The sequence below is a fragment of the Methylomonas sp. AM2-LC genome (genome assembly GCF_039904985.1).
GTDB lineage: Bacteria > Pseudomonadota > Gammaproteobacteria > Methylococcales > Methylomonadaceae > Methylomonas.
The window spans coordinates 3,157,356-3,180,510 of record NZ_CP157005.1 but is presented as its reverse complement, the minus strand read 5'-3'; the positions used below and the strand labels follow the sequence as shown (position 1 = coordinate 3,180,510).

The following is a 23,155-nucleotide window of genomic DNA, read 5'->3' as shown; positions in this document are numbered from 1 at the left end:
TTAACCGGACGCTACACAGAATATTGTTATGGGCAATAAAAAGTTCCCAGATTGTTATGATACCTGGAACGGACAGCGTATCCATCCAAACGCTCCAGCAGGTGGTGGAGGCCCAGGGATTTTTAAAACATCATTGCCGCTTGGTGTTCAGTCTTTAAAGCCTACTAGTAACGAGAAACCACTTCTTGGCTCGCCAGTGGCCAAACAGCTTACTCCACAGCAAATTTTATCACCCAGTCTATTTGAAAGAATTGATGCCATAAAATCGGCCTATACCGAAGCTATATTAAAAGCGCCCGCAGCTATCTATGCAGAAACAGGTTATCAGCTTGGACTAATTCTCAAATCATTTCTGCCTGGATTGTTGAATATGTTAAAAGTGCTAGGCATTAGCACTATTGCCGGGGCTGCAATTGGTGGCGGTATTGGTTTTCTGTTTGGTGGCATTGGTGCTGCACCTGGTGCTGTGGTGGGTGGTGAATTGGGTATTGAAATTGCAACTGCAGTTTTTACCTGGATGGGGCTAGGTTTTTTAGTTGTTGCTATTGTTGACGGCCTAACAGAATTTGATCAAGTGCTTTTAAATGCTGTTCGGCGGGCTTGGCATGCTCCCGAACATACTTCACCCACTAAGCAAAACGAAATCAATGCTGCTGCCTCTGAGCTGGCACGCGCAGTGGGTATTATTTTTCGCTTGATGTTACAGGGAATATTAGCCTATGTATTAAAGAAGGGCGCAGTTTCTGCCAGTCGGGCCAGTTTTGCAACGGTAGGGTCGGTTAGTAAGATAGGGGTTAATGCCAGTGCTGATGCCAGTATGGCCGAACTAAGCACTTTACTCAAGAATAGTAAATTACCACCTGAGTTTTCAAGCTGGTTAGAAAAGAATTGGGACGATATCAGCCATAATCAGCGTCTGCAAGCACAAGGTCGGCTTAAGTCTGCATCGAGTGTCAATCAACCGATGCCGGGCAGGAGTGGCACAGCCGAAAGCCCTTCTTCATTATCGGAAAATAGTGGTGGTAAGTCTGCATCCTCGGGTGAATCGACTGCCGCAAAAGACGCTGAGGCTGTTACGGAAACCTCTAATGAAACAGCCTGCCCTGTGGGTAGCAAATGTAGCAAGGCTGGTGAACCTATTAGTATGGTCACTGGCGAGGAAATGTTGGAGCGGGTGGATTTTACCTGGGAGGGGCCTTTACCTTTAATCTGGCGGCGCTTTTACCGTAGCGGACAATCAGATCGAAACTTGCAATTAGGTTTTGGTTGGTTAACGCCGCTGGACGAATGGCTGGATGTAGGCGAACGAGCCAGTTATCGTAATGCCGATGGACAGAGCATTGATTTACCTTTGCCAGCAGTTGGACGCTATAGTGTCAATGTGCCGGAACAAATTCGCCTGTACCGTGATGTGGGCCAATTTCGCATTGTTGATGCCAGTGGTTTGGAGCATGTTTTTAGTGGCACAGAAGGGCGCTGCCGTTTAAGTGCCTGGCAAAATCATTATGGACAAAGTTTGCATTTTCATTGGAATGGCGGCGTAATTAGTCGTATCTCCACTAATTGGAATAAACATCTGTTATTGGAGCGGCAAGGAAATCTGATTGTTGCTTTACAGCCTGCCGAACGAAATGGTTCAGATTTTGTAGCGATAGGCGAACCTTTAGTTGCGTATGCTTATAGCGAATCGGCTGATCTAGTTGCTGTTTTTGACCGACTTAAGCAAGGCGAAACTTATGCTTATAATCAGCATTTGCTAGTGAAACGGAGTTTGCCCAGTGCTTTTAGTTTTTATTTTGAATGGAATGCAGAAACGCCCCAGGCTAAATGTTTGCGCAATTATGGCGACAACGGTATTTACGACTACCGATTTGAGTGGTTGCCAGATGGCATAAGTCATGCGATTAATTCGCACGGTGGTGTGAGCGTTTATCAACACAATGCTGAAGGTCAATTAATCTACGCCCGTAGTCCGGAAGGGCTAGAAATTCGCTATCACTACAATGCTGCTAAATTATTGGTGCAAACTAATGCGCCTGGTGATGCAGTGACTCGTTTTGCTTACGATACTGAAGGCAGATTGACATCTATGATCAATGCTGTTGGACACAGCCAGCGCTTCAAATATAACAAACAAGGTCAGCTAGTCGAAGTTGTTGATGCGCTAAATCAACGTTGGTTGCGGCATTACGATCAGCAAGGTCGGCTTGAAGAAACTATTGCTGCCAATGGTGCCGTCACACGTTATAGCTATAATCAACAAGGTTTAATGACCAAGGTTGTTAACGCCTTGGGGCAAGCGCGCAGCTTGTTATGGGATCAAAACATGCGATTGTTGGGTGAAACGAGTTTTGATGGCTTTAAAACGCGTTATCAGTATGATCTGCAAGGGCGAATTATCGCCATTATTAGCCAAGATAAACAGACTACCCGTTACGACTACGATGCGCTGGATAGAATCATCGCAGTACATTATCCAGATGGTAGTACTACAAAAATGCGCTATAACGTTTCAGGACATCTAAGTCATTTCATTGATGCACAGGGGAATACTACCGAATATCGTTATGACGAGGGTTTGCCGCAGCCTAGCGCACGCATTAATCCACTTGGGCAGGAAATGCGCTATTGCTATGATGCTGAACGTAATCTTACTGCTTTGATCAATGCAAAAGGTGAAACTTATAGTCTAAGCTACGATAAAGATGAAAATCTGCTATCGGAATGCGGCTTTGATGGGCGTTTACAGCATTATCGCTACAATAATGCCGGACAATTGGCCGCGCATTTACAAGCCACTGAAAATGATGAATGGCAAATTACCCACTTTGAGCGTGATCGTTTGGGGCGTTTGTTAAAAAAATCCGCTCCAGATGGTAGCGTTACCCAGTATGGTTACGACCAATTGGGGAGATTGCAATTAGCCAAGAATTCCGATAATACCGTGCTTCTTGGCTACAATGTATTAGGCTTGGTAAATCAGGAAAATCAAAATGGGGCGCTGGTTCGTCACAAATATGATCTGTTAGGGCGGCGCATACTGACAGACACACCCGATCAGCATCGTATTGAGTATTGCTTTGGCGAACGCTATCTGGATAGTATTAGCTTTAACGGGCAAACACTCAGTGCGCATGGATATGACGAATGGGGTAGGGAAGTCAAGCGTAGTCAGGGCTTGCTTGATACGCATTTTGATTACGATCCGCTAGGACGTTTACTAAGACAACGTACCGTTAATCACGTGCAGGATCGCACCGTACTGGGACGTCAGTATAGTTATGATGTCGCTGGAAAACTGAATATGCTGGAGGATCTGCGCCAAGGTATTAATCAATATCATTACGATCCTGCTGCGCGTTTAATACGCACCGAAGGTTTAAATCCAGAACTATTCGTGCACGATCCGGCAGGTAACTTGCTGGGTGCAAATCCAGAAACTGGGTTGGTAGTGGGTGACCGACTAATGCTCATGGGTGATCGCCATTACCGTTATGATGATGCCGGTAATCTGATTGAAGAAAAGCGCGGCAAAGAAGGAAAGATAGTTACCCGTTACCACTATAACAGTGATAACCGTCTGTTTAGGGCAGAAACACCGCAAGGTAGTACCGATTATCGTTACGACGCCTTGGGGCGGCGCATCGCCAAACTAACCCCGCAAGGCGAAACTCGTTTTGTGTATGATGGGCCGCGCTTGTTGGCGGAAATCGATGGGCAACGTAGTCGCACTTATGTGTTCGAACCCGGTAGTTTTCGACCACTGGCGTTTATTGAGCAGGAGAGTGTTAAAGCAACTAGCGCTATTTATCATTATCACCTGGATCATCTGGGTACTCCTAGAGAGTTAACTGATGCGCAGGGTAAGATTGTTTGGTCTGCTCAATACCGGGCTTATGGTAATCTGGCCTTGGCCGATGTGGCTGAAATAGATAACCCACTCAGATTTCAAGGGCAGTATTACGATCAGGAAACCGGATTGCAATACAATCTGAATCGCTATTATGATCCTAATGCAGGACGGTATATTCATCAAGATCCGATTGGTTTGGTGGGTGGGGATAATGTTTATATATATACCCAAAACCCGACTAATTGGATTGATCCTTTTGGTTTGGATTGGAATTATTTTCTGACCAACTCAGACGGCAAAGTGTATTATCATGGTCGCGCCTCTGATAACGCTACCATGCAAGATGTAATCAATCGCCATGCCAATAATATTGGTTCTGATGGTGCCAGATTTGGGGAAGGGGATACAATCACTCAGGTGACTGCTTATGGAACTGATTATGATCTGGTACGCGGTATTGAACAAAGAGGTATTGAAGAAAATAATTTGTTGGGTAGAGGAAGTGATGATGTAAGAGGTAATTTAATTAATGGTATTTCTGAAGCGAAACAATCAACACCCAAAGGAATAAGCAGGCTAGATGATGCAGATGTGTTTCTGAGTCAAAAAGGGGTATCAAAAGTGAGTGAACTACCCGCACTTAAAGCCAAGTGCTATTGAAAGGTAAACAGATGAATGAAATTGATGCTAAAGCACTTAATATTTTAAAAAAATATAATTTACTTAAGCCTGATGCCACTAGCCCAGAAGATTTTTTATTAGCGCAACAAAAAGGACTCATGTTTGACAAGGTGAATGTCTTTCATGATGAAGCGGTAAATAAATGTTTTGACAGTTTTTCTAATGCCAGAAAACAGCATTTTACTAATCTGTTTTTAGTGAGTTTGAGTCAAAATAGGCTTGATTACCGCAGTGGACTTGCAGCTTTTGCCATTATGCAGTCTTTTCCAAATCATGCGTTTGCTGGTACCAATCCTGATTGCTGTATAATTTGCTCATACCCACCGAATAGAGAAGTGAGTTTTTCTGCAATTAATCAATTCAGATTTTTATGTGGTGGTTTATACTCTGCTAAGCCGACGGAAATATATTTTTTTCTGGATCAACACAATGCCTTGACAGATATTTATCCAAGCGCTGTAGATTTTGAAATTTTTCTAGAAATTCTGCAGGTTATCAAGTCTGTAGACGATACTTGTACTGTGACTACGCTGCAAAAAATCCTGAATAAACTACCATCATTTCGATCTACAAAAGAACAAATCAAATATTTTCTGGAAACTTTAGGCTATTGTGGAATTTTAGAAACAGCTAACCACCCCGGTTTATTGCATCAATACGTCAATCTGGGCCTCGCGCCACGAAAAACCCATAGTTCAGACTGGAAGTATCCAGTAGATTTTTGGACCGGAAAAGACGGCATTAATCTGGAGGCTTTGCAATTTTGGTTCGGAGCTTACAAGGAACTAAATATTTAATGACCGATAACGCGGAATACCCTACACTTTTGCCATAAAACTACAGGTTATGCTTGCTACCTTAGCTTAAGGAATGATAGCGTACAGTTACTCTGTCGTTCATCAGTCTTATGTGCAAAATGACTTCTGTATTTTATCGCATTTTTAGTCTGTGTTTTCTGTTACTGGCGGCATCTCCGGCTGTTGCCCAAAAGCCGGTACAACAACAGTATAGTTTTTATGTTGTGCCTCAGGCTGCTCCATTGGCTATTCATAGCGCTTGGTATCCGGTTTTAGAAAAATTGAGTCAGGCGACTGGTTTGGTTTTTGATTTACATGTGATAGCCACTCTTCAAAGCTTTGAAGTTGCATTATTGGGCGATGAACCTGATTTTGCCTTTATCAATCCTTACCAATTTCTATTAACCAGTCGCCAACAACTCTATATTCCCATGTTACGGGATTCCAGTCAGTTATTGACAGGCATTCTAGTGGTCAGAAAAGACAGTCCGATTACGTCTATTCACGATCTGAATGGACAGACACTGGCTTTTCCATCCTCAAATGCTTTTGCTTCTTCGTTGTTTGTCCGTTCTGATTTGGCTACACAAGGCATATCTATACATCCAAGCTATGTTAATACACATACTAATGTTTATCGGAGCGTGCTATTGGGTGATGTGGTTGCGGGGGGTGGTGTTAATAATACCTTTATACGTGAACCACTGGATGTGCAGCAGCAACTGCGAATTTTGTATAGAACGCCAGAAACTATTCCACACCCACTGGTTGCCAATAGACGTATCCCTGCCGCCGTAAGAGAGAAAATAACTAAAGCATTTATTAGTCTGGCAGCAGATCCAGCAAATGCGACCTTATTTAATGCCATTCAAATTCCGCAACCAGTTGTAGCCAATGCGAGTGATTACGAGGCATTAAAAAATTTGCATCTTGAAAATTTTGTAGTTAAGAGCGTTGAATGAAATTCATGCCTAACAGATTGCTGATTCGTTTAACCCTTTTGGGTTCTATTGGTGCGCTTATTTCCATATTTGCACTGGGTAGTTATATTGCCTATGTACAACGAGAGCAAGCGCTAAACGAAATTTTATTAGAAGCAAATATGCTGGCCACCGGACTTGCTAATGCCATAGCTCCCATTTTAGTGGTCAGAGACTATGGTAATGTCGATTTAACTGCCATGCAGTATACCGCCCATCCAAAACTGACAGGATTGTCTATCACGAATGCCAATGGTCAAATCATTTACCAAACCAAACTAGATCCGTATAGCAAACAATTTAACATCATGCATTCGGGCATGTTGACTTTACCCACAAAACAAAGTGTACAAGCTGAGATAGTGGATGCACTTATCATTTCCTGGCAACCCATTAATGCAGGAAAAAATATCGGTTGGGTACAGGTAGAACTCTCATTGGCACAAATTAACGCCAGACAAGCGCAAATTATCATGACCAGTATCGTCGTTGCCATTTGTGCCGCTTTATTCTCTTGTTTAGTATTAGCCTTAGCCTTAAAGAAGACTATCAAGGAGCTACGTGCAGCAGCAAAGTTTGCCAGTTCTTTGCCAGAAAAGCAGGGGCGTACTCTCCAGAACAGCCTATCGTCTTTGGAAATTGAGATGCTCGTGTCTGCACTGAATAGGGCATCAAAAGAGCTGTATGTTCAAGACGAGAATATAAAGTTGGCGGCTATGGTCTATCAGGCCAGTAGCGAAGCGATGTTGGTGACAGATGCACATAATCATATTATCGATATTAATCCTGCTTTTACGCAGATGACGGGTTACTCCCTGGCAGAAATCGTTGGTACTGATTCCCAGTTTTTAAGCTCGGGACTACAGGATACCCATTTTTATAACGATATGTGGGAGAAATTAAATGAAAAAGGTGTTTGGCAGGGTGAGGTATGGAGCCGCCGCAAGAATGGGGAGATTTTTGCAGAGTCTTTGACTATAAATACCATTTATCATGAGGACGGTACCGTGCATCGCCGTGTCGCGCTTTTTTCTGATATTTCCGAGAAAAAGAAAACGGATGAAATAATATGGGAACAAGCTAATTTTGATCACCTGACCCAGTTACCCAATCGAAGTATGGTTTATAACCGTTTGGATCAGGAAATTAAAAAATCGCATCGAACAGGATTGCCTCTGGCAATCATGTTTGTTGATCTAGATCGCTTCAAGGAAGTTAATGACAGTTTGGGGCATGAAGCTGGCGATAGCTTGCTTAAAGAGGCGTCCAAACGCATGCTGGGTTGTGTGCGCGAATCTGACACAGTGGGCCGCTTAGGTGGGGATGAATTTACTGTATTTCTCAGTGAGCTGGAAGATATAGACAGTGTTGGTCGGGTTGCCGCCAATATTTTAAATGCCCTGTCCATTCCTTACCAGTTAGGCGATCAGCTGACGTATACCTCTGCAAGTATAGGCATTACTATTTATCCAGATGATGCCACTGATATTAGCACCTTACTCAAGAACGCTGATCAAGCTATGTATGCCGCTAAGCATAGAGGACGCAACTGTTATAATTATTTTACCTTAGCCATGCAAGAGGCGGCTAATGCGCGTATGGATGTGCTGAATGGTTTACACGATGCACTGCTTAAGAACCACTTCAAAATGTATTATCAGCCCATTGTTAATTTAGCAACGAATAACATAGAAAAAGCGGAGGCATTAATACGCTGGCATCATCCAGGCAAAGGCATAATCAGTCCGCATGACTTTATCTCTGTTGCTGAAGAAACCGGATTAATTGGTGAGATTGGGGCATGGGTGTTCAATGAGGTGGCAGTGCAATCTAAGCACTGGCAAACAATATATCACCCGCAGTTTCAAATTAGCATTAATCAGTCGCCGCTAGAGTTTAAAGATTACCCGCATAAACTTGATAAATGGTTTGTTTTTATGGATAAACTGGGGTTGTCGGGTCAGAATATTGTTATTGAAATTACTGAAGGCATACTCATGGAAGCCAGCGATGAAATTTGTAATACCTTTTTGGCATTGCGTGATAAAGGCATACAGGTGGCGTTGGATGATTTTGGTACAGGGTATTCTGCGATGGCTTACTTGAAGAAATTTGATATCGATTACATAAAAATTGATCAGTCTTTCGTGCGTAATCTTGCTCCGCAATCTGATGATCACGCGCTCTGTGAAGCCATGATTGTAATGGCACACAAACTGGGAATTAAAGTCATTGCAGAAGGTGTGGAAACTGTACAGCAACTACAGTTATTAAAAGATATTAATTGTGATTATGGGCAGGGATACTTATGGTCGCCCCCTGTGACGTCCAAGGTATTTGAATCGTTATTGGTTAACCGTCAATGATAACTTTGTAGTAAACCATTAAACAAGAATGAGTGAGTGTTACTTCAATAACAGTTCAAACGCTTGCAAGGGTAAAGGAGGGCTGTTTTTAAACGGTCATTTACATTGAGCAAACCGACGTGAGTCTGGTTGTCAATAGTTTTCATAATGTTGAAATCTTGTCTGGTTAAAATCGAGGTAATTCACCAGTAAGGTACACTCACCAGTGTTTGCAGACTTGCTTTTCCGAGCTAAAAATCTAACCCTAAAAATGCAAAATTGTCATTTAATACTATTATTGGCAATTTTGTTGCCAGCCTGCGCTGCTTCGCCAACTAAAACCGCAATATGGTCTGATGAGGTTCCTGCTCAATCCTATTTTAAAGAGGTATATGCTCAGGACAACAACAATAATAGTCGGCAGACTTTGGAAGAATATTTGCTATGGGTTATGCGTTTTTATCAAGGTACTGAACTTTATGCAAATGGTTGGAATACCATTACGCAAGCTATTTTGTTAAAGAACGATACGCCTGAACGGGTAGCTGAACTCAAGGATAAAATGGAACGTTTGGGTTTTTTGGTTTCTAGTGAATGGGCCAAAGATAACCAGACGCGTATTATCACTACTCGGCATGTATCCATATGGGGAAACGCACTATTAAAGTCTCTGGAGTTAGGTGAAAGTTTGGCATTGATAGACCGAGTAACGGCTGATGTTGAAGATTTACTTGCCAAGCGCATTTCAGCAGAGATGATTACCGAAGACCGTTTTTACGCAGAGGAAGATGTTTTTCAATATCTTAATTAACGCGGTGTATTTAATGCAACGCGTATTTAATTAATTATTTTGAGTGATGATAGCTATCTACCGTCAATATAAATAGTTATCGGTTGTGACTAGGCTATAAGGCGAATGATTAACTGACAAACTAATTACTTGCGTAGTTTCTTACAAATGGTATAGTGTAAATACCTAATTATAATCAAGAGTTTTACGTTTATGAGCCTAACTAAATATCTTATTTTTCCTGCATTGTTGTTTACTTCAGTTGCTGCACAGGCCAGTAGTTACGATGCCATTTATGCGTTTGGTGATAGTTTAAGTGATAATGGCTCAGCTCACTCCACTAATCCGCCGTCACCCTATGTGGGTGGACGATTTTCTAATGGACCCGTCGCGATAGAATATTTAGCTAATTTATTAAACGCACCCTTAACAGATTATGCCTTTGCTGGCGCAACCACGGGTACAGATAATCCTGATTTAGTCGGTACGCCCTATGCGAATACGGGTATGCTTTCACAAGTGAATGCCTATGCCGCTAGCAACGCTAAAGCGGATCCGAATGCTCTTTACTTTCTGTGGGCAGGCGGTAACGACTTATTAAATGCGGCAACTACAGTGCCTGCCATAAACGCTGCCATTCAAACCGCAGTGGCTAATATTGTGCTTGAAGTGAATACACTGGAAAGCATGGGGGCTCAACATATCTTAATACCTAACTTATCCGCTTTGGGTTTAGAGCCCCAAGTTTCAGTATTAGGTAGTGCTGCTATCAGTTTTGCAGATCAGGCCACCATTGCCTTTGACACAGCCTTGGCGGCTGCATTGCCTGCAAATGTCACGCAATTTAATACCTATGTTGCAGTCAGTGCCATCATTGCTAATGCCGGAGCTTATGGCTTTACCAATACAACGGATGCCTGTTTTAACGGGTCTACTGTCTGTACTAATCCAAATGCTTATGTGTTTTGGGATGGATTACATCCCACAACCGCTGCGGATCAATTGTTGGCTAATGAATTTGCTGCTGCTGTCGTGCCGCTATCACCTTCGTTTAGCTTTATGTTGATAGGCTTGGGGTTAATGGGTAGACGAATGCTACGTCGTGCATAAGTAATATACTTTCACAACGCACTCTAGGGTTTGTAAAGGCTGTTTGATTAAGTTGGGTTTCTACTGGGTAACAGGCTTTTTTGCACGTGTATGCACAACCATGCTGCTGCCAACGCCAATAGCCAGCGGCCGCCCATTTCGCAAAATACCATCCAATCCACACACCAGGGAACTGCGCGCGGGTTTTCTCCACTTAGGGCTATATCCTGAAAAGATATTTCCAGATTGGCTAATAAATGTGTGGGTAAAGTCAGCACGATGACGCATGCTGCCGACACTAATCCCCATGTAAGTAGTAATAAACGCTGTAGCCAGTGCTGAACTGGCCAAACGCATAAAACAGTCACTTCAATGACCAGCGGCACCAGAATATGTAGCAAGTGCACTGTTGATTGCAAATCGGTGCCTATTGGAATGAAGTGGCTGGTGTTTAAGTAAACGGGTCGCACTACCCATGCTGATAATTGTAGCGATGTATCCCATTGCGATTGGGTGGACTTGATCAGTTCTATGCTGGGTAAAAATTCTGGGGCCAGCATGATTATAATGGCCTTTATTACAGGAAATAGTCCAGTTAGCAGCCATTCACCCACATACCCGGTCAGGCATGATAACAATAGCCATATCAGTAGGGCTTTTCCGGTTAACCAAAGCAAATCACGCTGGTTCATTGCGCTTATTGCTAATCGCCAAAGCCCACCAGGCGAAGTAAGTGCTGGCCATTATCACCATTAACGTGGGTGCCAGATAAGTGTGTACTAAGGTGAACCAAGCAGGTTGATAAGCAAAAGTAAAATACAAAGTAGCAATACGTACTAGATTAATCACATAGATTAAGCCTACGCCGAAAAAAAGACCGCTTAGTTTACGATAGATAGTGGCCGGAAAAACCAGAATGGCAGAGATCAGTAAAAATATAACCCCCGCCCCATCACAGCCGTTCACAATTTCCAGATCGGCTTTGCTGGATAGTAAATGATTATGCATTGCCGATACCTGTTCTTGCGGGGCTATCAGATTGATAACATCGGCACAAACGCGGACAACACCTTGATAATAAATGACATTAATAAATACATCGACCGGAATCTTGAAATAGCTGTAGTCTAGTAATACATAGCAGGCAACGAATAAAAAGAACTGTAGCCATTCATAGCGTTTACCCGCAAAATGTTTGAATGTATTCATTTTAGGATGTACATAAACAAGCTTGTATAGTGCGATGCCAAAATTTCACGTTTAAAAACGTTTATTGCTTAAACACCGCTTTAAACAAGGCCTGCATAGCTGTCCAGGATTGTTTATCCGCTTCAGCATTGTACGCTAAAGGCATGTTGTTGGTTTTGCCAAGCCGATCAGCATCACTATTAGTGAAACCATGCATAGCATTTGGATAATTAATAAATTGATATTTTGCGCCCGCCTGTTTCATTTCGTGTTCAAACTGGGTGATACTGTCGGCAGTAACGAAGTTGTCATTAGCTCCGTTCAGCACTAAAATTTGCGCTTTAACTTGGCCAGGTTGTGCGGGTGTTTTAGTTGCCAGGTTGCCGTGAAAACTGACTACAGCGGCCAAATCTACACCCATTCTGGCCATGTTCAGTACGGTAGCACCACCGAAACAGTAACCAATGGCCGCTATTTTGCCGGCATCAACGCTCGGTTGACTGGCCAATAAATCCTTGGCGGCCAGAAAACGTAGTTTTGCTAAATCTGCCTGTTTAAGTACGCTAGACATAAATTTGGCCGCATCATTAGGGTGGTCTGTATTTTTACCCTCTCCATACATATCAACTGCCAGCGCAGTAAAACCTAAGTCAGCCAGCATACGTGCTCTGTGGCGGGCATAGTCATTAAGCCCCCACCATTCATGTACCACCAGCACTCCCGGTTGTTTGTCGCCTTTGGCATCATCCCAAACCAGATAACCTTTAAGAGTAGTTTCGCCAGCTTTATAGTCAACGTTTTCCTCATGTAATACTGCTTGCACGCAGGTACTAAACAGTAAAATGCATAGTAATAGGCAATGTTTCATAGTCTGTATCGATAGTTAGGTTATTGATAAATGTTTGTTTTATAATGTTTATTTATGTGCTTCTAATTAGTCTTAAAGCTTTTCCAGATACACTAAGGTTTTGATATTTAGCGCTATATTTAATATAGCTTGTCAGCCTATTATTTAGTATAACAATTCATTTTGATTTGATTTTACAACAAAGAATACGCCACCATGCATGAATGTTTGCACTTACTCATTTTTTACAAATTAAAGCTTATGTAAGAGTAATTTATGTTTTTGGCTAATTGCTTAGTTGTATACCATTTTATTCAATGCTAATGAGTACTATAGCGTAATAATATAGGTACATATGGCGTAGAAGCCTCGCCCTTCCATACATTATCGTTAAAAATCTTATGACTAGGAAGCTCTGACTCCAGATTTGAAAGTGAATTTTGATATACGAGTCTAAGCAGATAGTTGCCTGGTTTTAAGTCATCAAAATACTGTCCAGGTTCTCCTGATGAAAGCCACCATCTAAACGTAAGTGTGCTAGGTTCTAGATTGGGCCAAAACAAATCAACCAGAAGAGGTAGAGTTATACTATTACCATGCTCAATCAGTGGATAATCGCTGTCTTGTGCTTGACGATGTCGCAGGGTTTCATCTGGAGCTTGCCAGCAATGTAGATGCTTGCCATCCGATGTAACCAGCTCTGGAAAGAGTGAATTAAAGCCGTTAAAACGTAGTGGTTTGTTTGTGGTATTAGTGATTCGTAACTTTACATCCAGTAAAGCAGTTGAATTACCCGGTTTATTTTCGGGTATCACCCAATCCGTGTAAGGTAAAACTATTTCAAAAACTATTCCATTTTTTTCCACCGTAAAATCCTCGTTATTGACGGTTCGCTGTGGTAAAGCTTGTCCAGCCAAAGCTAAATTGTTAGTTGTCACCAGTATAAGCACCACTAGCTGTATAAACTTCATAAGATAACTCCTTGATAAAGGATAAAAATTAGCAATCGGTGACAGATGTGGGTTATTGGTGGATTGCTTGTATCAGTCAGTTTGCATCCACGCTATTCTTTGTTAAGCTATCTTAACTTGCATAATGAATAATTGAAGGTAAAAAAGTCACCTCTAATGAGGTGACATGATCGCTTCGGACAGATGCTTGTCATAGTATTTCAACGACTTATGGAAAGTCAGTGCTTAAATTATTGTTTTATTTCCGTCTGATTTTAGATAGCTAGCGCATTGTTAATCTTCTGGTTGTTTGCTTCATTAATGCCAGGATGTTTACGATGGGTTACCCAGCCAATCATTGGTAAACCCAGCATTAGTAACAGCCATTCTTCTGCTTCGGGGGCGGGGGAAGCATTAATTTGGAAGCCATATGCAATCCCATAGGAGCCAACATCAATCGTTTCTGATGCTGCTTTACCTCCTGCTGCCGGAGTATAAATATCCCAAGTTGGAATGGCGGTAAAATGCAGATAAGTACCAACACCTGAATAATAATGTGGGAAGTCGTGGAAGGTAGGTGGTACCGAAAAGCCGCCGCCCGCAGCATTGGAATCGTAATAAGGACCAGTGCCTGCACCTGCTGCTGCACCACCTGCTTTGTCGCCATTATCCAATTGCCAAAATCCATTCTGTCCTGCAATAGCGTAACCAAATCCACCATATTTTTGGTCTTCGTTAAGTATCTGTAACCAATGCTCGGTGACTGTGGAACCTGCGGGTGCAGTTGGTGCAGCAGGATTAGGATTTAATGTAAAGTCCATGGTTTCTCCAAACTTAGTACCTGTACCGTTGAGAGAAAGAGAGTAGTTTGTGATATTAAATTTTGTATTATCAGCAAGTGCAACCGCGTTATTCACCAGCGTCCAATTATTAGCAGCGGTAAAGCCTTGAGCATTTAGTGTTGCTTGAAGAACGTTGGTAAAGTTTGCTGCTGAAACCAGAGTAGCAGTATCTGCGACAGCTATTTGCTTAGGATTAAGTCCCGTTGATGCCAAATTTGGTGGCGGGTTAACGACGCCAGCACCCAGGGTAATTGATGGAGCGGCATGTGCCGGTACCATCAGCAGCAGGTACAATAACCCTGCTAAAATAAATTGATTTAAAAGGATACGACTTTTCATTGGAAGAAAACCTCTTAGAGTTGTGGATTATTAGAAAATATTTCTATACATCAATCAATTGCCCAAATAGGCTTCACAATCTACCTTACTACTGATTAGTCAGCACTTTGTTGTGTAATCCCTGCTGTTATGGGCAACTTTCATCTGACCTTTTGTTGTTAAAAGGCACTTTACCTATATCATAAAACTGATTTTATTGTCTAGGTAATTATTCTGGGTTATGCATAAATGTAGCTATCTGCTCTACTAATTCCTTATAAATTCAGGTGTCTCCATATTTTCAACGGTTTTCTAGCTCCGTAATATTTTTAACTTTATCAAGTAGATTAGTGTTTTTTTGGTGTAGTTTGTCTAAATTATTTTTATTTCTCACAATATAAACCAAGTGTTAGTTGTTATCCGCTTTGTCTGTTTGCCTAGTATCTTACCCCTGTTGGTCTTATTTTTTCCTGTAAGCTGGAATTTACTCGGAACCGCAAAACAATTACCAAGCACTTTACTTGGTAATTAAATAGTACTAAAATAGTACTCATTCAAGGAGTGGCAATGTTAAGACTCAGTAAGTTGACCGATTATGCAACCGTTATCTTAAGCTATATGGCTAAGGATAAAGCGCGTGTGCAAGGTGCGCTGGAAATTGCTGATGCCACTGGCATTGCTGCCCCTACTGCCAGCAAAATTCTGAAAATTTTGGTCAAGGCCAATTTGTTAACCTCGCTACGTGGTACCAAGGGTGGGTATAAACTGGCTAGGTCACCTGAAAAAATTACAGTGGCCAGCGTCATTAGTGCTTTGGAAGGACCCATTGCGTTGACAGAATGCACTGCTTCACATAAAGGCTGTGAACAGGCTGTGGGCTGCCGGATTCAGGGTAACTGGCACATGATTAATCAACGTATTTCGCAAGCGTTGGAATCAGTAACCTTGGCGGATATGATTTTGCCTCACCACGCGCCGCAGGAAGTAACTATTCCTGTTAGTCGTTTGTTTCGTTAATTTGTTTTAAGGCGTTATATGTCAACCAGCGCACAAGAAATTGAAAATTTAATTTCGCAAGAATACAAACAAGGGTTTGTAACTGATCTGGAAGTGGATACATTTCCACCCGGTTTGGATGAAAGTGTGATTCATCGACTGGTTAAAATTAAAAACGAACCAGAGTTCATGCTGCAATATCGATTACAGGCGTTTCGACACTGGCAAACTATGCCAGAGCCGGATTGGGCGCAATTACAAATTGAGCGAATCGATTATCAGGCTATCAGTTATTATTCTGCACCCAAATCTAAAAAAGACGGACCTAAAAGCCTGGACGAGGTTGATCCTGAGTTATTAGATACCTATAAAAAACTGGGTATCCCGTTGGATGAGCAGGAGCGGTTGGCGGGAATTGCGGTTGACGCGGTATTTGATAGTGTCTCCGTAGCCACTACTTTTAAGGGCAAGCTAAAAGAAGCAGGGGTTATTTTTTGCCCTATGTCGGAAGCATTGCAAGAGTATCCGGAATTGGTAAAACAATATCTGGGGTCTGTTGTACCCGTTGGCGATAATTTTTTTGCCGCTTTAAATGCGGCGGTATTTACCGATGGTTCTTTTGTGTATATTCCAAAAGGCGTGCGCTGCCCTATGGAGTTGTCTACTTATTTTCGTATCAATGCTGCCAATACTGGGCAGTTTGAACGCACACTGATTATTGCCGATGAAGGTTCGCATGTGTCCTATTTAGAGGGCTGTACGGCACCGATGCGTGATGAAAATCAATTACATGCTGCAGTGGTGGAGCTGGTGGCACTGGATAATGCCACCATTAAATATTCAACCGTGCAAAATTGGTATCCAGGCGACAAAGACGGAGTAGGGGGGATCTATAATTTCGTCACTAAACGCGCGGAGTGTCGTGGACATCATTCTAAAGTATCTTGGACACAGGTGGAAACCGGTTCGGCAATTACTTGGAAATATCCCAGTTGCGTTTTACTTGGCGATGATTCTATTGGTGAGTTTTATTCTGTGGCCTTAACCAATAATCGTCAGCAAGCCGATACCGGTACCAAAATGATACATATCGGTAAAAACACACGTAGCACTATTGTTTCCAAAGGTATTTCTGCAGGTAAAGCGCAAAATACCTATCGGGGACTGGTTAAAGTGGCCAAATCGGCTGTAAATGCCCGTAACCATACCCAGTGTGATTCGCTGCTAGTCGGCGATAAATGTGGCGCGCATACTTTTCCGTATGTTGAAGTAAAGCAGCCTACTGCACAAGTTGAACATGAAGCAACGACGTCCAAAATTAGTGAGGATCAGTTGTTTTTTTGTCAGCAGCGTGGTCTGTCCGCTGAGGATGCAGTCTCGATGATTGTGAATGGTTTTTGTAAAGAAGTATTCCGCGAACTGCCTATGGAGTTTGCCGTAGAAGCTCAGGCTTTGCTGGGAATTAGTCTGGAAGGTTCGGTCGGCTAGTGCTGAATAGTGAGTATTTAACTTATTACCCATCCTAGGATTTGAATAATTTCGTTTATTTTAAAGCAGCAGCCATTAACAGGCTGCCACTTATTGAGTTTAATCAGGTACACATATGCTGAGCATTAAAAATTTACACGTTAGCGTTGGCGATAAACCCATTTTAAAAGGGTTAAGTCTGGACATAAAACCCGGCGAAGTACATGCCATTATGGGACCGAATGGTGCTGGTAAAAGTACTTTGTCGCATGTATTGTCTGGCAAGGCCGGTTATACGGTAACTGAAGGTAGTGTTAGCTATTTTGGTAAAGATTTGCTCGAGATGGCACCGGAAATACGGGCGCGTGAAGGAATATTTTTGGCTTTTCAATATCCGGTCGAAATACCAGGGGTTAGTAATGTCTATCTGTTAAAAGCAGCCTTGAATGCGCAACGTAAGCATCATGGTTTGCCTGAACTGGATGCCATGGATTTTCTAACCCTGGTTAAGTCCAAGGTTAAATTATTACAAATGGATGAGAAGTTTTTATATCGCGCAGTGAACGAAGGCTTTTCGGGTGGCGAAAAAAAGCGTAATGAGATTTTGCAAGCCGCACTACTGGAACCAAAGCTGTGTATTTTGGATGAAACCGATTCCGGTCTGGATATTGATGCCTTGCGCATAGTTTCAGAAGGTGTCAATTCTTTGCGAAATGCGGAACGTTCATTTTTGATGATTACTCACTATCAGCGTTTATTGGATTACATTACTCCAGATGTTGTACACGTGCTGGCCGATGGTCGTATTGTCACTTCTGGTGGTCCAGAACTGGCATTGGAATTGGAAGAAAAGGGTTATGGCTGGCTGGAAGGGCGGGCAGCATGATGGCTGGTGAACATTCTGCACAACATTATCTGTCTGTTTATCCAGATTATGCAGCTACATTGCCTGGCCAGAATAATGCTTTTCTTAGCTCATACAGGCAGTCTGCATGGCAAGCATTTAAAACCTTAGGCTTTCCCCATCAGCGCTTGGAAGAATGGCGTTATACTAATCTGGCTGGTTTAAGTCGTGCCAACTATTTGCCTGTCGTTTCTGAGTCTGTCGATCTGGCTTGGCTTGAAACGGTAAGACTGGCTGACAGTTGGCAGATCGTATTAGTCAACGGTTGTTTTGCTGCGTCTTTATCTAATTTGTCCGGATTGCCACCTGAAGTGTGTGTGCAAAGTGTGCGTGATGTTTTGCAAACACAGCCACATCGTGTGGAAGCTTTGTTGGGTAAAGCTGTCAGTGTTGATGAACATAGTTTAATTGCTTTTAACAATGCCTGGTTTAGTGATGGCGTGTTTGTCGATGTACCTATGGGTGTAAGACTGATAAAACCCATACAAATCATACATGTCAGTAATGCTGACAATAGCTTGGCTGTTAGTAGACAGTTAGTGTTTGTTAATGAAAATGCTGCTGCGGAATTAGTGGAAACTTTTGTAGGTAGCGCAAGCAGTTATTTTAGCCATACGGTAAATGAGTGTTTTTTACAGCCGGGAGCAGAATTAACCTGGTATAAAGTACAAACGGAAGGCGTGGGTGCAACGCACTTTGGCGGTACTTATGTTAAACAGGCCGCAAAGAGTCAGTTTAAGCATCATAATTTTGCTTTGGGTAGTTTATTAGCGCGTAGCGAAATCCACACCGATTTACAAGATGCCGCAGAATGTGAACTGAATGGTTTGTTTCTGGGCAGCCAACGCCAACATTTGGATAATCATACGCGTATCAATCATCTGCAACCCAATGCCATTTGTCGCGAGTTTTATAAAGGCGTGTTGGATCAACGCGCAAGAGGCGTGTTTCAAGGCAGGGTGATAGTGGCCGAGCAAGCACAGAAAACCGATTCGCAAATGAATAACCGTAATCTGTTACTGTCTGCCGATGCAGAAGTAGATACTAAACCGCAATTAGAAATTTACGCGGACGATGTAAAATGTGCTCACGGTGTCACCGTAGGGCAACTTGACGAAAAGTCTGTATTTTTTCTGCAGGCACGCGGTATTGATATGGAAACTGCCCGGCATATTTTAACCTTTGCTTTTGCAAACGAAATGGTAGACAAGGTTGAAAATGCTGCCTTACGTAGCCAGTTGGTCAAGCAATTACAAGTGCATTTTCCGGCAATCAGCCTGTAATTGTTACCTGTTGTCCAGGTCAATCCCAGCGCGAACTTTATTTTATTTTATAGTCAATTCAAGATATGAGCTCATTCCCTATAGACGCTATTCGCGCCGACTTTCCAATACTGTCCGATAAAATTCGCAATAAACCGCTGGTTTATCTGGATAACGCGGCCAGCTGTCAAAAGCCACAAGCTGTGATAGATAGCTTAGTGCAGGTCTATAGTCATGAATACGCAAACATCCATCGTGGTGTGCATACGCTAAGTGTTCGAGCCACCGACCGATTTGAAGCTGCACGTGAAAAAGTACAGCATTTTATAAACGCTGCTAGCGAAAAAGAAATCATATTTGTGCGCGGTGCTACCGAAGCCATCAATCTGGTGGCACAAAGTTACGGTAAATCGCAATTACAAGCGGGTGATGAAATTCTGATTAGTGCCATGGAGCATCATGCCAATATTGTACCTTGGCAAATGCTTTGTCAGCAGATAGGTGCAGTATTAAAAGTAGCCCCCATGAACTTGCAGGGTGAATTAATATTCGACGATTTTGTAGCCTTATTAAACAGTAATACCAAATTGGTGGCTATTACACATATGTCAAATGCGCTAGGCACCATTAATCCAGTCGAAAAAATTATTGCCGCTGCCCATGCTCATAATATTCCAGTATTATTGGACGGTGCTCAAGCTATCCCACATTTACAAGTGGATGTACAGGCGCTTGATTGCGATTTCTATGTGTTTTCAGGTCATAAGCTCTACGGGCCATCCGGGGTAGGGGTGTTATACGGCAAACAAGCTTTATTATCTGCCATGCCGCCTTATCAGGGGGGCGGTGATATGATACGCAGGGTGACATTTGCAGAAACCGAATACGCCGGTTTACCGCATAAGTTTGAAGCAGGTACGCCCGCGATTGCTGAAGTGATTGGTTTGGGCGCGGCTATTGATTACGTTCAACAAATTGGTATTGATAATATTGCCCAATATGAGGCTGAATTGTTAGCATATGCTACAACACTGGCTGCGGAAATTCCGGCTTTAAAGATTATTGGTCAGGCTGCTGAAAAAGGCGCTATCCTATCTTTTACCTTAAAACGTATACACCCACACGATATTGGTACCATGCTGGACAGTTTGGGTATAGCTATTCGTGCCGGTCATCATTGCGCCATGCCGGTAATGGATTTTTATGGAATACCGGCTACTGGTCGAGCTTCATTTGCAATGTACAATACTCATCGGGAAATAGACGTTCTGATGCAGGGAATTAAGTCTTTAATAGAGGTATTTGGCTAATGTTTGATGATTTACGCGATCTATATCAGGAAGTGATATTCGATCATAATCGTAATCCCCGTAATTTTCGGGTGATTGCTGATGCAGACCGTCAGGTAGAGGGCTTTAATCCCTTATGTGGTGATAGGTTAACCCTCTATGTAAAAATTGCAGATCACGTGATCACTGATATCAGTTTTCAAGGGGAAGGTTGTGCCATATCTACTGCTTCTGTGTCGTTATTGACCGAAATTGTAAAAGGCAAAACCGAACAAGAAGCCGAGGAACTGTTTACGCTTTTTCATGAAATTACCACCGGCAAATCTGAGCAATTAAATTTGGAAGCGTTAGGCAAGTTAGCTGTATTGGCTGGTGTGCGCGAATATCCAGCGCGGGTAAAATGTGCCACTCTGGCTTGGCATACTCTGGATGCCGCGCTGAAAAATCAGGCAAAATCAATTTCTACCGAATAATTATTGCTGATGCAGGTATTGGCGGAGCTTTTGGCGGTCACTCACGCTGATGAGCTGGATTTTTCTACTTGTCAGACTCTGGCAGTTGGTTTAAATGTACCGTTACTGTCTATGGCTAAGTTACCAGATCCTGTAAAGCAGTCATTTTTTCTGTGTTACCGAGAAGGTTGTCTAAAGTTACTGGATCAGGATAGCTTGAAAAAAGGCGGTCTGATGGTGGAAATTGAGCCACGGCCAGGAGAGCAACATTCTTATCCTGCTCCTAAAAAAGATTTGTTAGCAGTAGCCGTGGGTAAAAAATCAAAGACCATTGTCGATGCTACAACTGGTTGGGCGCAAGATAGTTTAGCCTTGTTTCGTATGGGATATAACTTAACTTGTATGGAACGCTCTCCTGTCATGTCTGCATTAATCAATGATGGCTTTCAGCGTCTGGCGCAAAAAGACTGGGTAGTTAATCGCGAATTGCAAGTACCCACTCTGCTGAGCGGTAATGCTATACAGCTCTTAACCCACCTAAGTTTTTCACCTGATTGTATTTATCTGGACCCTATGTTTCCACCTAAGCGTAAAAAATCAGCTTTGGCAAAAAAAGCTATGCTGGTATTGCGTGATATTTTAGGTGATGACGAAGATCGTGAGGCTCTATTTGCTGCCGCCTGGCAGGCTACTGGCCGGCGAGTGGTGGTTAAAAGTCCAGATTATGCAGAGCCTTTGGGAGGTAAACCTCAGGAAAGTTATCAGGGTAAATTGCTGCGCTATGATGTGTATATAAAATGAGGACGTAATAATGAATGATTGGGTCGATGTAGGTGCTGAGCAGGCTTTAGCCGATGGCGAACATCTACTGGCTGATATTCAAGGCTATAGTGTTGCTGTGTTTAAGATTGCCGGCGAGTGTTTCGCTATTGAAGATGTCTGTACACATGACGGTACTGAAATAGCCAGTGGTGAGTTAGAGGGTGACGAAATTATCTGCCCACGTCATGGCGCTCGTTTTTGTGTGCGCACTGGGGCGGTTAAGTGTGCGCCTGCCTATGAAGATGTAGCCAGTTTTCCAGTGCAAATTATGCATGGACGCATACAGGTTAAAGTACCTCAGTATTAATTTGTAATGGAAAAGCGCTATACATTTTTGAGCATTTCAGCAAAATTCTGCTAATAAGGTTCACAGTTATCGCTGTCAATAAGCGTGGTATCATTCACGCTTCGTTTAACTTAACCATTGTCACTATTCGTCATTATGGAACACTTTACCTGGCAGATTGACCCTATTTTAATCAACTTTGGTTTTCTGAAAATCCGTTGGTATGGCGTTATGTTTGCCAGTGCTTTTGTGTTCTGTTTTAACATGATGCAATGGATTTATAAGCGTGAAGGTAAAAATGTTGAGGAGTTGGATCGTCTGTTATGGTATTTGGCTATCGGTACCGTAGTGGGAGCAAGATTAGGACATACTTTATTTTACGACCCTGGGTTTTATTTTACTCACCCCATTAAGATATTAGCTATCTGGGAAGGTGGTCTAGCCAGTCATGGTGGTATTATTGGAATTTTACTGGCTTTGTATTTGTATGTGCGAGGTAGCAAGGATGATTATCTTTGGTTGCTCGATCGGGTGGCATTTCCATGTGTGATGGGTGGGGCATTTATAAGGCTGGGTAACTTCTTTAATTCCGAAATTCTGGGTACTGTTACCGATCTACCTTGGGGCGTGGTGTTTGCACGGATTGATGACTTACCAAGGCATCCGGTGCAACTGTATGAAGCATTTAGCTACATCATTATTTTTCTGATTTTATTGGCCGTGTATAAAAAAACCTATGATAAGCCAATAAAGGGTTTGCTGTTTGGATTGGATATTAGTTTGGTATTTCTGGCACGTATTATTCTGGAATTTTTCAAAACTGAACAGGCTATGTATACCAACAGCCTACCCTTTACCACTGGTCAGTTATTAAGTTTTCCTTTTTTGCTGGTGGGGATCGGTTTTGTTTATTGGTCTTTGCAAAACTACCGAAACGCAATACGTAGCTAATCGTTTATAATTGCGGCTTTTGATGTCCGGAATGTATCCGGTTTTG

The 23,155-nt window shown here is 42.5% G+C and carries 20 protein-coding genes; 15 read left to right on the top strand and 5 right to left on the bottom strand.

Going from position 1 to position 23,155, the window contains the following annotated elements; translation table 11 throughout:
- The first annotated feature begins 28 nt into the window (after positions 1–28).
- The 6 genes from ABH008_RS14265 to ABH008_RS14240 all read left to right on the top strand — a co-directional run bounded on the left by ABH008_RS14265 (position 29) and on the right by ABH008_RS14240 (position 10,556).
- Entirely contained in the window at positions 29–4,513 is a 4,485-nt protein-coding gene (locus ABH008_RS14265) for a DUF6861 domain-containing protein (protein WP_347986284.1), read from the top strand.
- 11 nt (positions 4,514–4,524) lie between these two features.
- Positions 4,525–5,331: a hypothetical protein gene (locus tag ABH008_RS14260; RefSeq protein WP_347986283.1), complete on the top strand. Its 807-nt coding sequence runs from the start codon at positions 4,525–4,527 to the stop codon at positions 5,329–5,331.
- Positions 5,332–5,450: 119 nt separating this feature from the next.
- Positions 5,451–6,293: a phosphate/phosphite/phosphonate ABC transporter substrate-binding protein gene (locus ABH008_RS14255; RefSeq protein ID WP_347986282.1), complete on the top strand. Its 843-nt coding sequence runs from the start codon at positions 5,451–5,453 to the stop codon at positions 6,291–6,293.
- Complete coding sequence (locus tag ABH008_RS14250; protein ID WP_347986281.1) at positions 6,290–8,677, top strand: EAL domain-containing protein; 2,388 nt, start codon at positions 6,290–6,292, stop codon at positions 8,675–8,677. The genes ABH008_RS14255 and ABH008_RS14250 overlap by 4 nt, the downstream gene beginning before the upstream one ends.
- A 250-nt stretch (positions 8,678–8,927) precedes the next feature.
- Entirely contained in the window at positions 8,928–9,467 is a 540-nt protein-coding gene (locus ABH008_RS14245; protein ID WP_347986280.1) for a hypothetical protein, read from the top strand.
- Between the two features lie 192 nt (positions 9,468–9,659).
- Positions 9,660–10,556 (top strand): SGNH/GDSL hydrolase family protein, encoded by an 897-nt coding sequence (locus ABH008_RS14240; protein ID WP_347986279.1) that lies wholly within the window; start codon positions 9,660–9,662, stop codon positions 10,554–10,556.
- A gap of 47 nt (positions 10,557–10,603) precedes the next feature.
- On the opposite strand, the gene ABH008_RS14235 is transcribed toward ABH008_RS14240, so the two are convergent.
- The 5 genes from ABH008_RS14235 to ABH008_RS14215 form a co-directional block, all read right to left on the bottom strand.
- Positions 10,604–11,227: a hypothetical protein gene (locus ABH008_RS14235; RefSeq protein ID WP_347986278.1), complete on the bottom strand. Its 624-nt coding sequence runs from the start codon at positions 11,225–11,227 to the stop codon at positions 10,604–10,606.
- Positions 11,214–11,744: an exosortase family protein XrtM gene (gene xrtM, locus ABH008_RS14230; protein WP_347986277.1), complete on the bottom strand. Its 531-nt coding sequence runs from the start codon at positions 11,742–11,744 to the stop codon at positions 11,214–11,216. Before xrtM ends, ABH008_RS14235 begins: the two co-directional genes overlap by 14 nt.
- Before the next feature lie 61 nt (positions 11,745–11,805).
- Positions 11,806–12,591, bottom strand: a complete 786-nt coding sequence (locus tag ABH008_RS14225) for a dienelactone hydrolase family protein (RefSeq protein WP_347986276.1) — start codon at positions 12,589–12,591, stop codon at positions 11,806–11,808.
- Positions 12,592–12,890: 299 nt separating this feature from the next.
- Positions 12,891–13,541: a hypothetical protein gene (locus ABH008_RS14220; RefSeq protein WP_347986275.1), complete on the bottom strand. Its 651-nt coding sequence runs from the start codon at positions 13,539–13,541 to the stop codon at positions 12,891–12,893.
- A 254-nt stretch (positions 13,542–13,795) separates the two neighbouring features.
- The gene (locus tag ABH008_RS14215; RefSeq protein WP_347986274.1) at positions 13,796–14,701 is read right to left on the bottom strand and encodes a hypothetical protein; all 906 of its coding nucleotides are present in this window, start codon (positions 14,699–14,701) and stop codon (positions 13,796–13,798) included.
- Positions 14,702–15,247: 546 nt separating this feature from the next.
- Here ABH008_RS14215 and ABH008_RS14210 point away from each other — a divergent pair.
- From ABH008_RS14210 to lgt, 9 genes are all read left to right on the top strand, one after another.
- Complete coding sequence (locus tag ABH008_RS14210) at positions 15,248–15,697, top strand: SUF system Fe-S cluster assembly regulator (protein WP_347986273.1); 450 nt, start codon at positions 15,248–15,250, stop codon at positions 15,695–15,697.
- Positions 15,698–15,715: 18 nt separating this feature from the next.
- Positions 15,716–17,164, top strand: coding sequence for a Fe-S cluster assembly protein SufB (gene sufB, locus ABH008_RS14205; RefSeq protein ID WP_347986272.1), 1,449 nt, complete (start codon positions 15,716–15,718; stop codon positions 17,162–17,164).
- A 115-nt stretch (positions 17,165–17,279) separates the two neighbouring features.
- Positions 17,280–18,029, top strand: coding sequence for a Fe-S cluster assembly ATPase SufC (sufC, locus tag ABH008_RS14200; protein ID WP_347986271.1), 750 nt, complete (start codon positions 17,280–17,282; stop codon positions 18,027–18,029).
- Positions 18,026–19,330 carry a Fe-S cluster assembly protein SufD gene (sufD, locus tag ABH008_RS14195; RefSeq protein ID WP_347986270.1) on the top strand — a complete coding sequence of 435 codons (1,305 nt, stop codon included), beginning with the start codon at positions 18,026–18,028 and terminating at the stop codon, positions 19,328–19,330. Before sufC ends, sufD begins: the two co-directional genes overlap by 4 nt.
- Positions 19,331–19,395: 65 nt before the next feature.
- Entirely contained in the window at positions 19,396–20,619 is a 1,224-nt protein-coding gene (locus ABH008_RS14190) for a cysteine desulfurase (RefSeq protein ID WP_347986269.1), read from the top strand.
- Complete coding sequence (gene sufU / locus ABH008_RS14185; protein ID WP_347986268.1) at positions 20,619–21,071, top strand: Fe-S cluster assembly sulfur transfer protein SufU; 453 nt, start codon at positions 20,619–20,621, stop codon at positions 21,069–21,071. The genes ABH008_RS14190 and sufU overlap by 1 nt, the downstream gene beginning before the upstream one ends.
- A 111-nt stretch (positions 21,072–21,182) precedes the next feature.
- The gene (locus tag ABH008_RS14180) at positions 21,183–21,851 is read left to right on the top strand and encodes a class I SAM-dependent methyltransferase (protein WP_347989980.1); all 669 of its coding nucleotides are present in this window, start codon (positions 21,183–21,185) and stop codon (positions 21,849–21,851) included.
- Between the two features lie 10 nt (positions 21,852–21,861).
- The gene (locus ABH008_RS14175) at positions 21,862–22,179 is read left to right on the top strand and encodes a non-heme iron oxygenase ferredoxin subunit (protein ID WP_347986267.1); all 318 of its coding nucleotides are present in this window, start codon (positions 21,862–21,864) and stop codon (positions 22,177–22,179) included.
- 135 nt (positions 22,180–22,314) lie between these two features.
- On the top strand, positions 22,315–23,109 hold the full coding sequence (gene lgt, locus ABH008_RS14170) for a prolipoprotein diacylglyceryl transferase (RefSeq protein WP_347986266.1): 795 nt from the start codon (positions 22,315–22,317) through the stop codon (positions 23,107–23,109).
- The last annotated feature ends 46 nt before the right edge of the window (positions 23,110–23,155 follow it).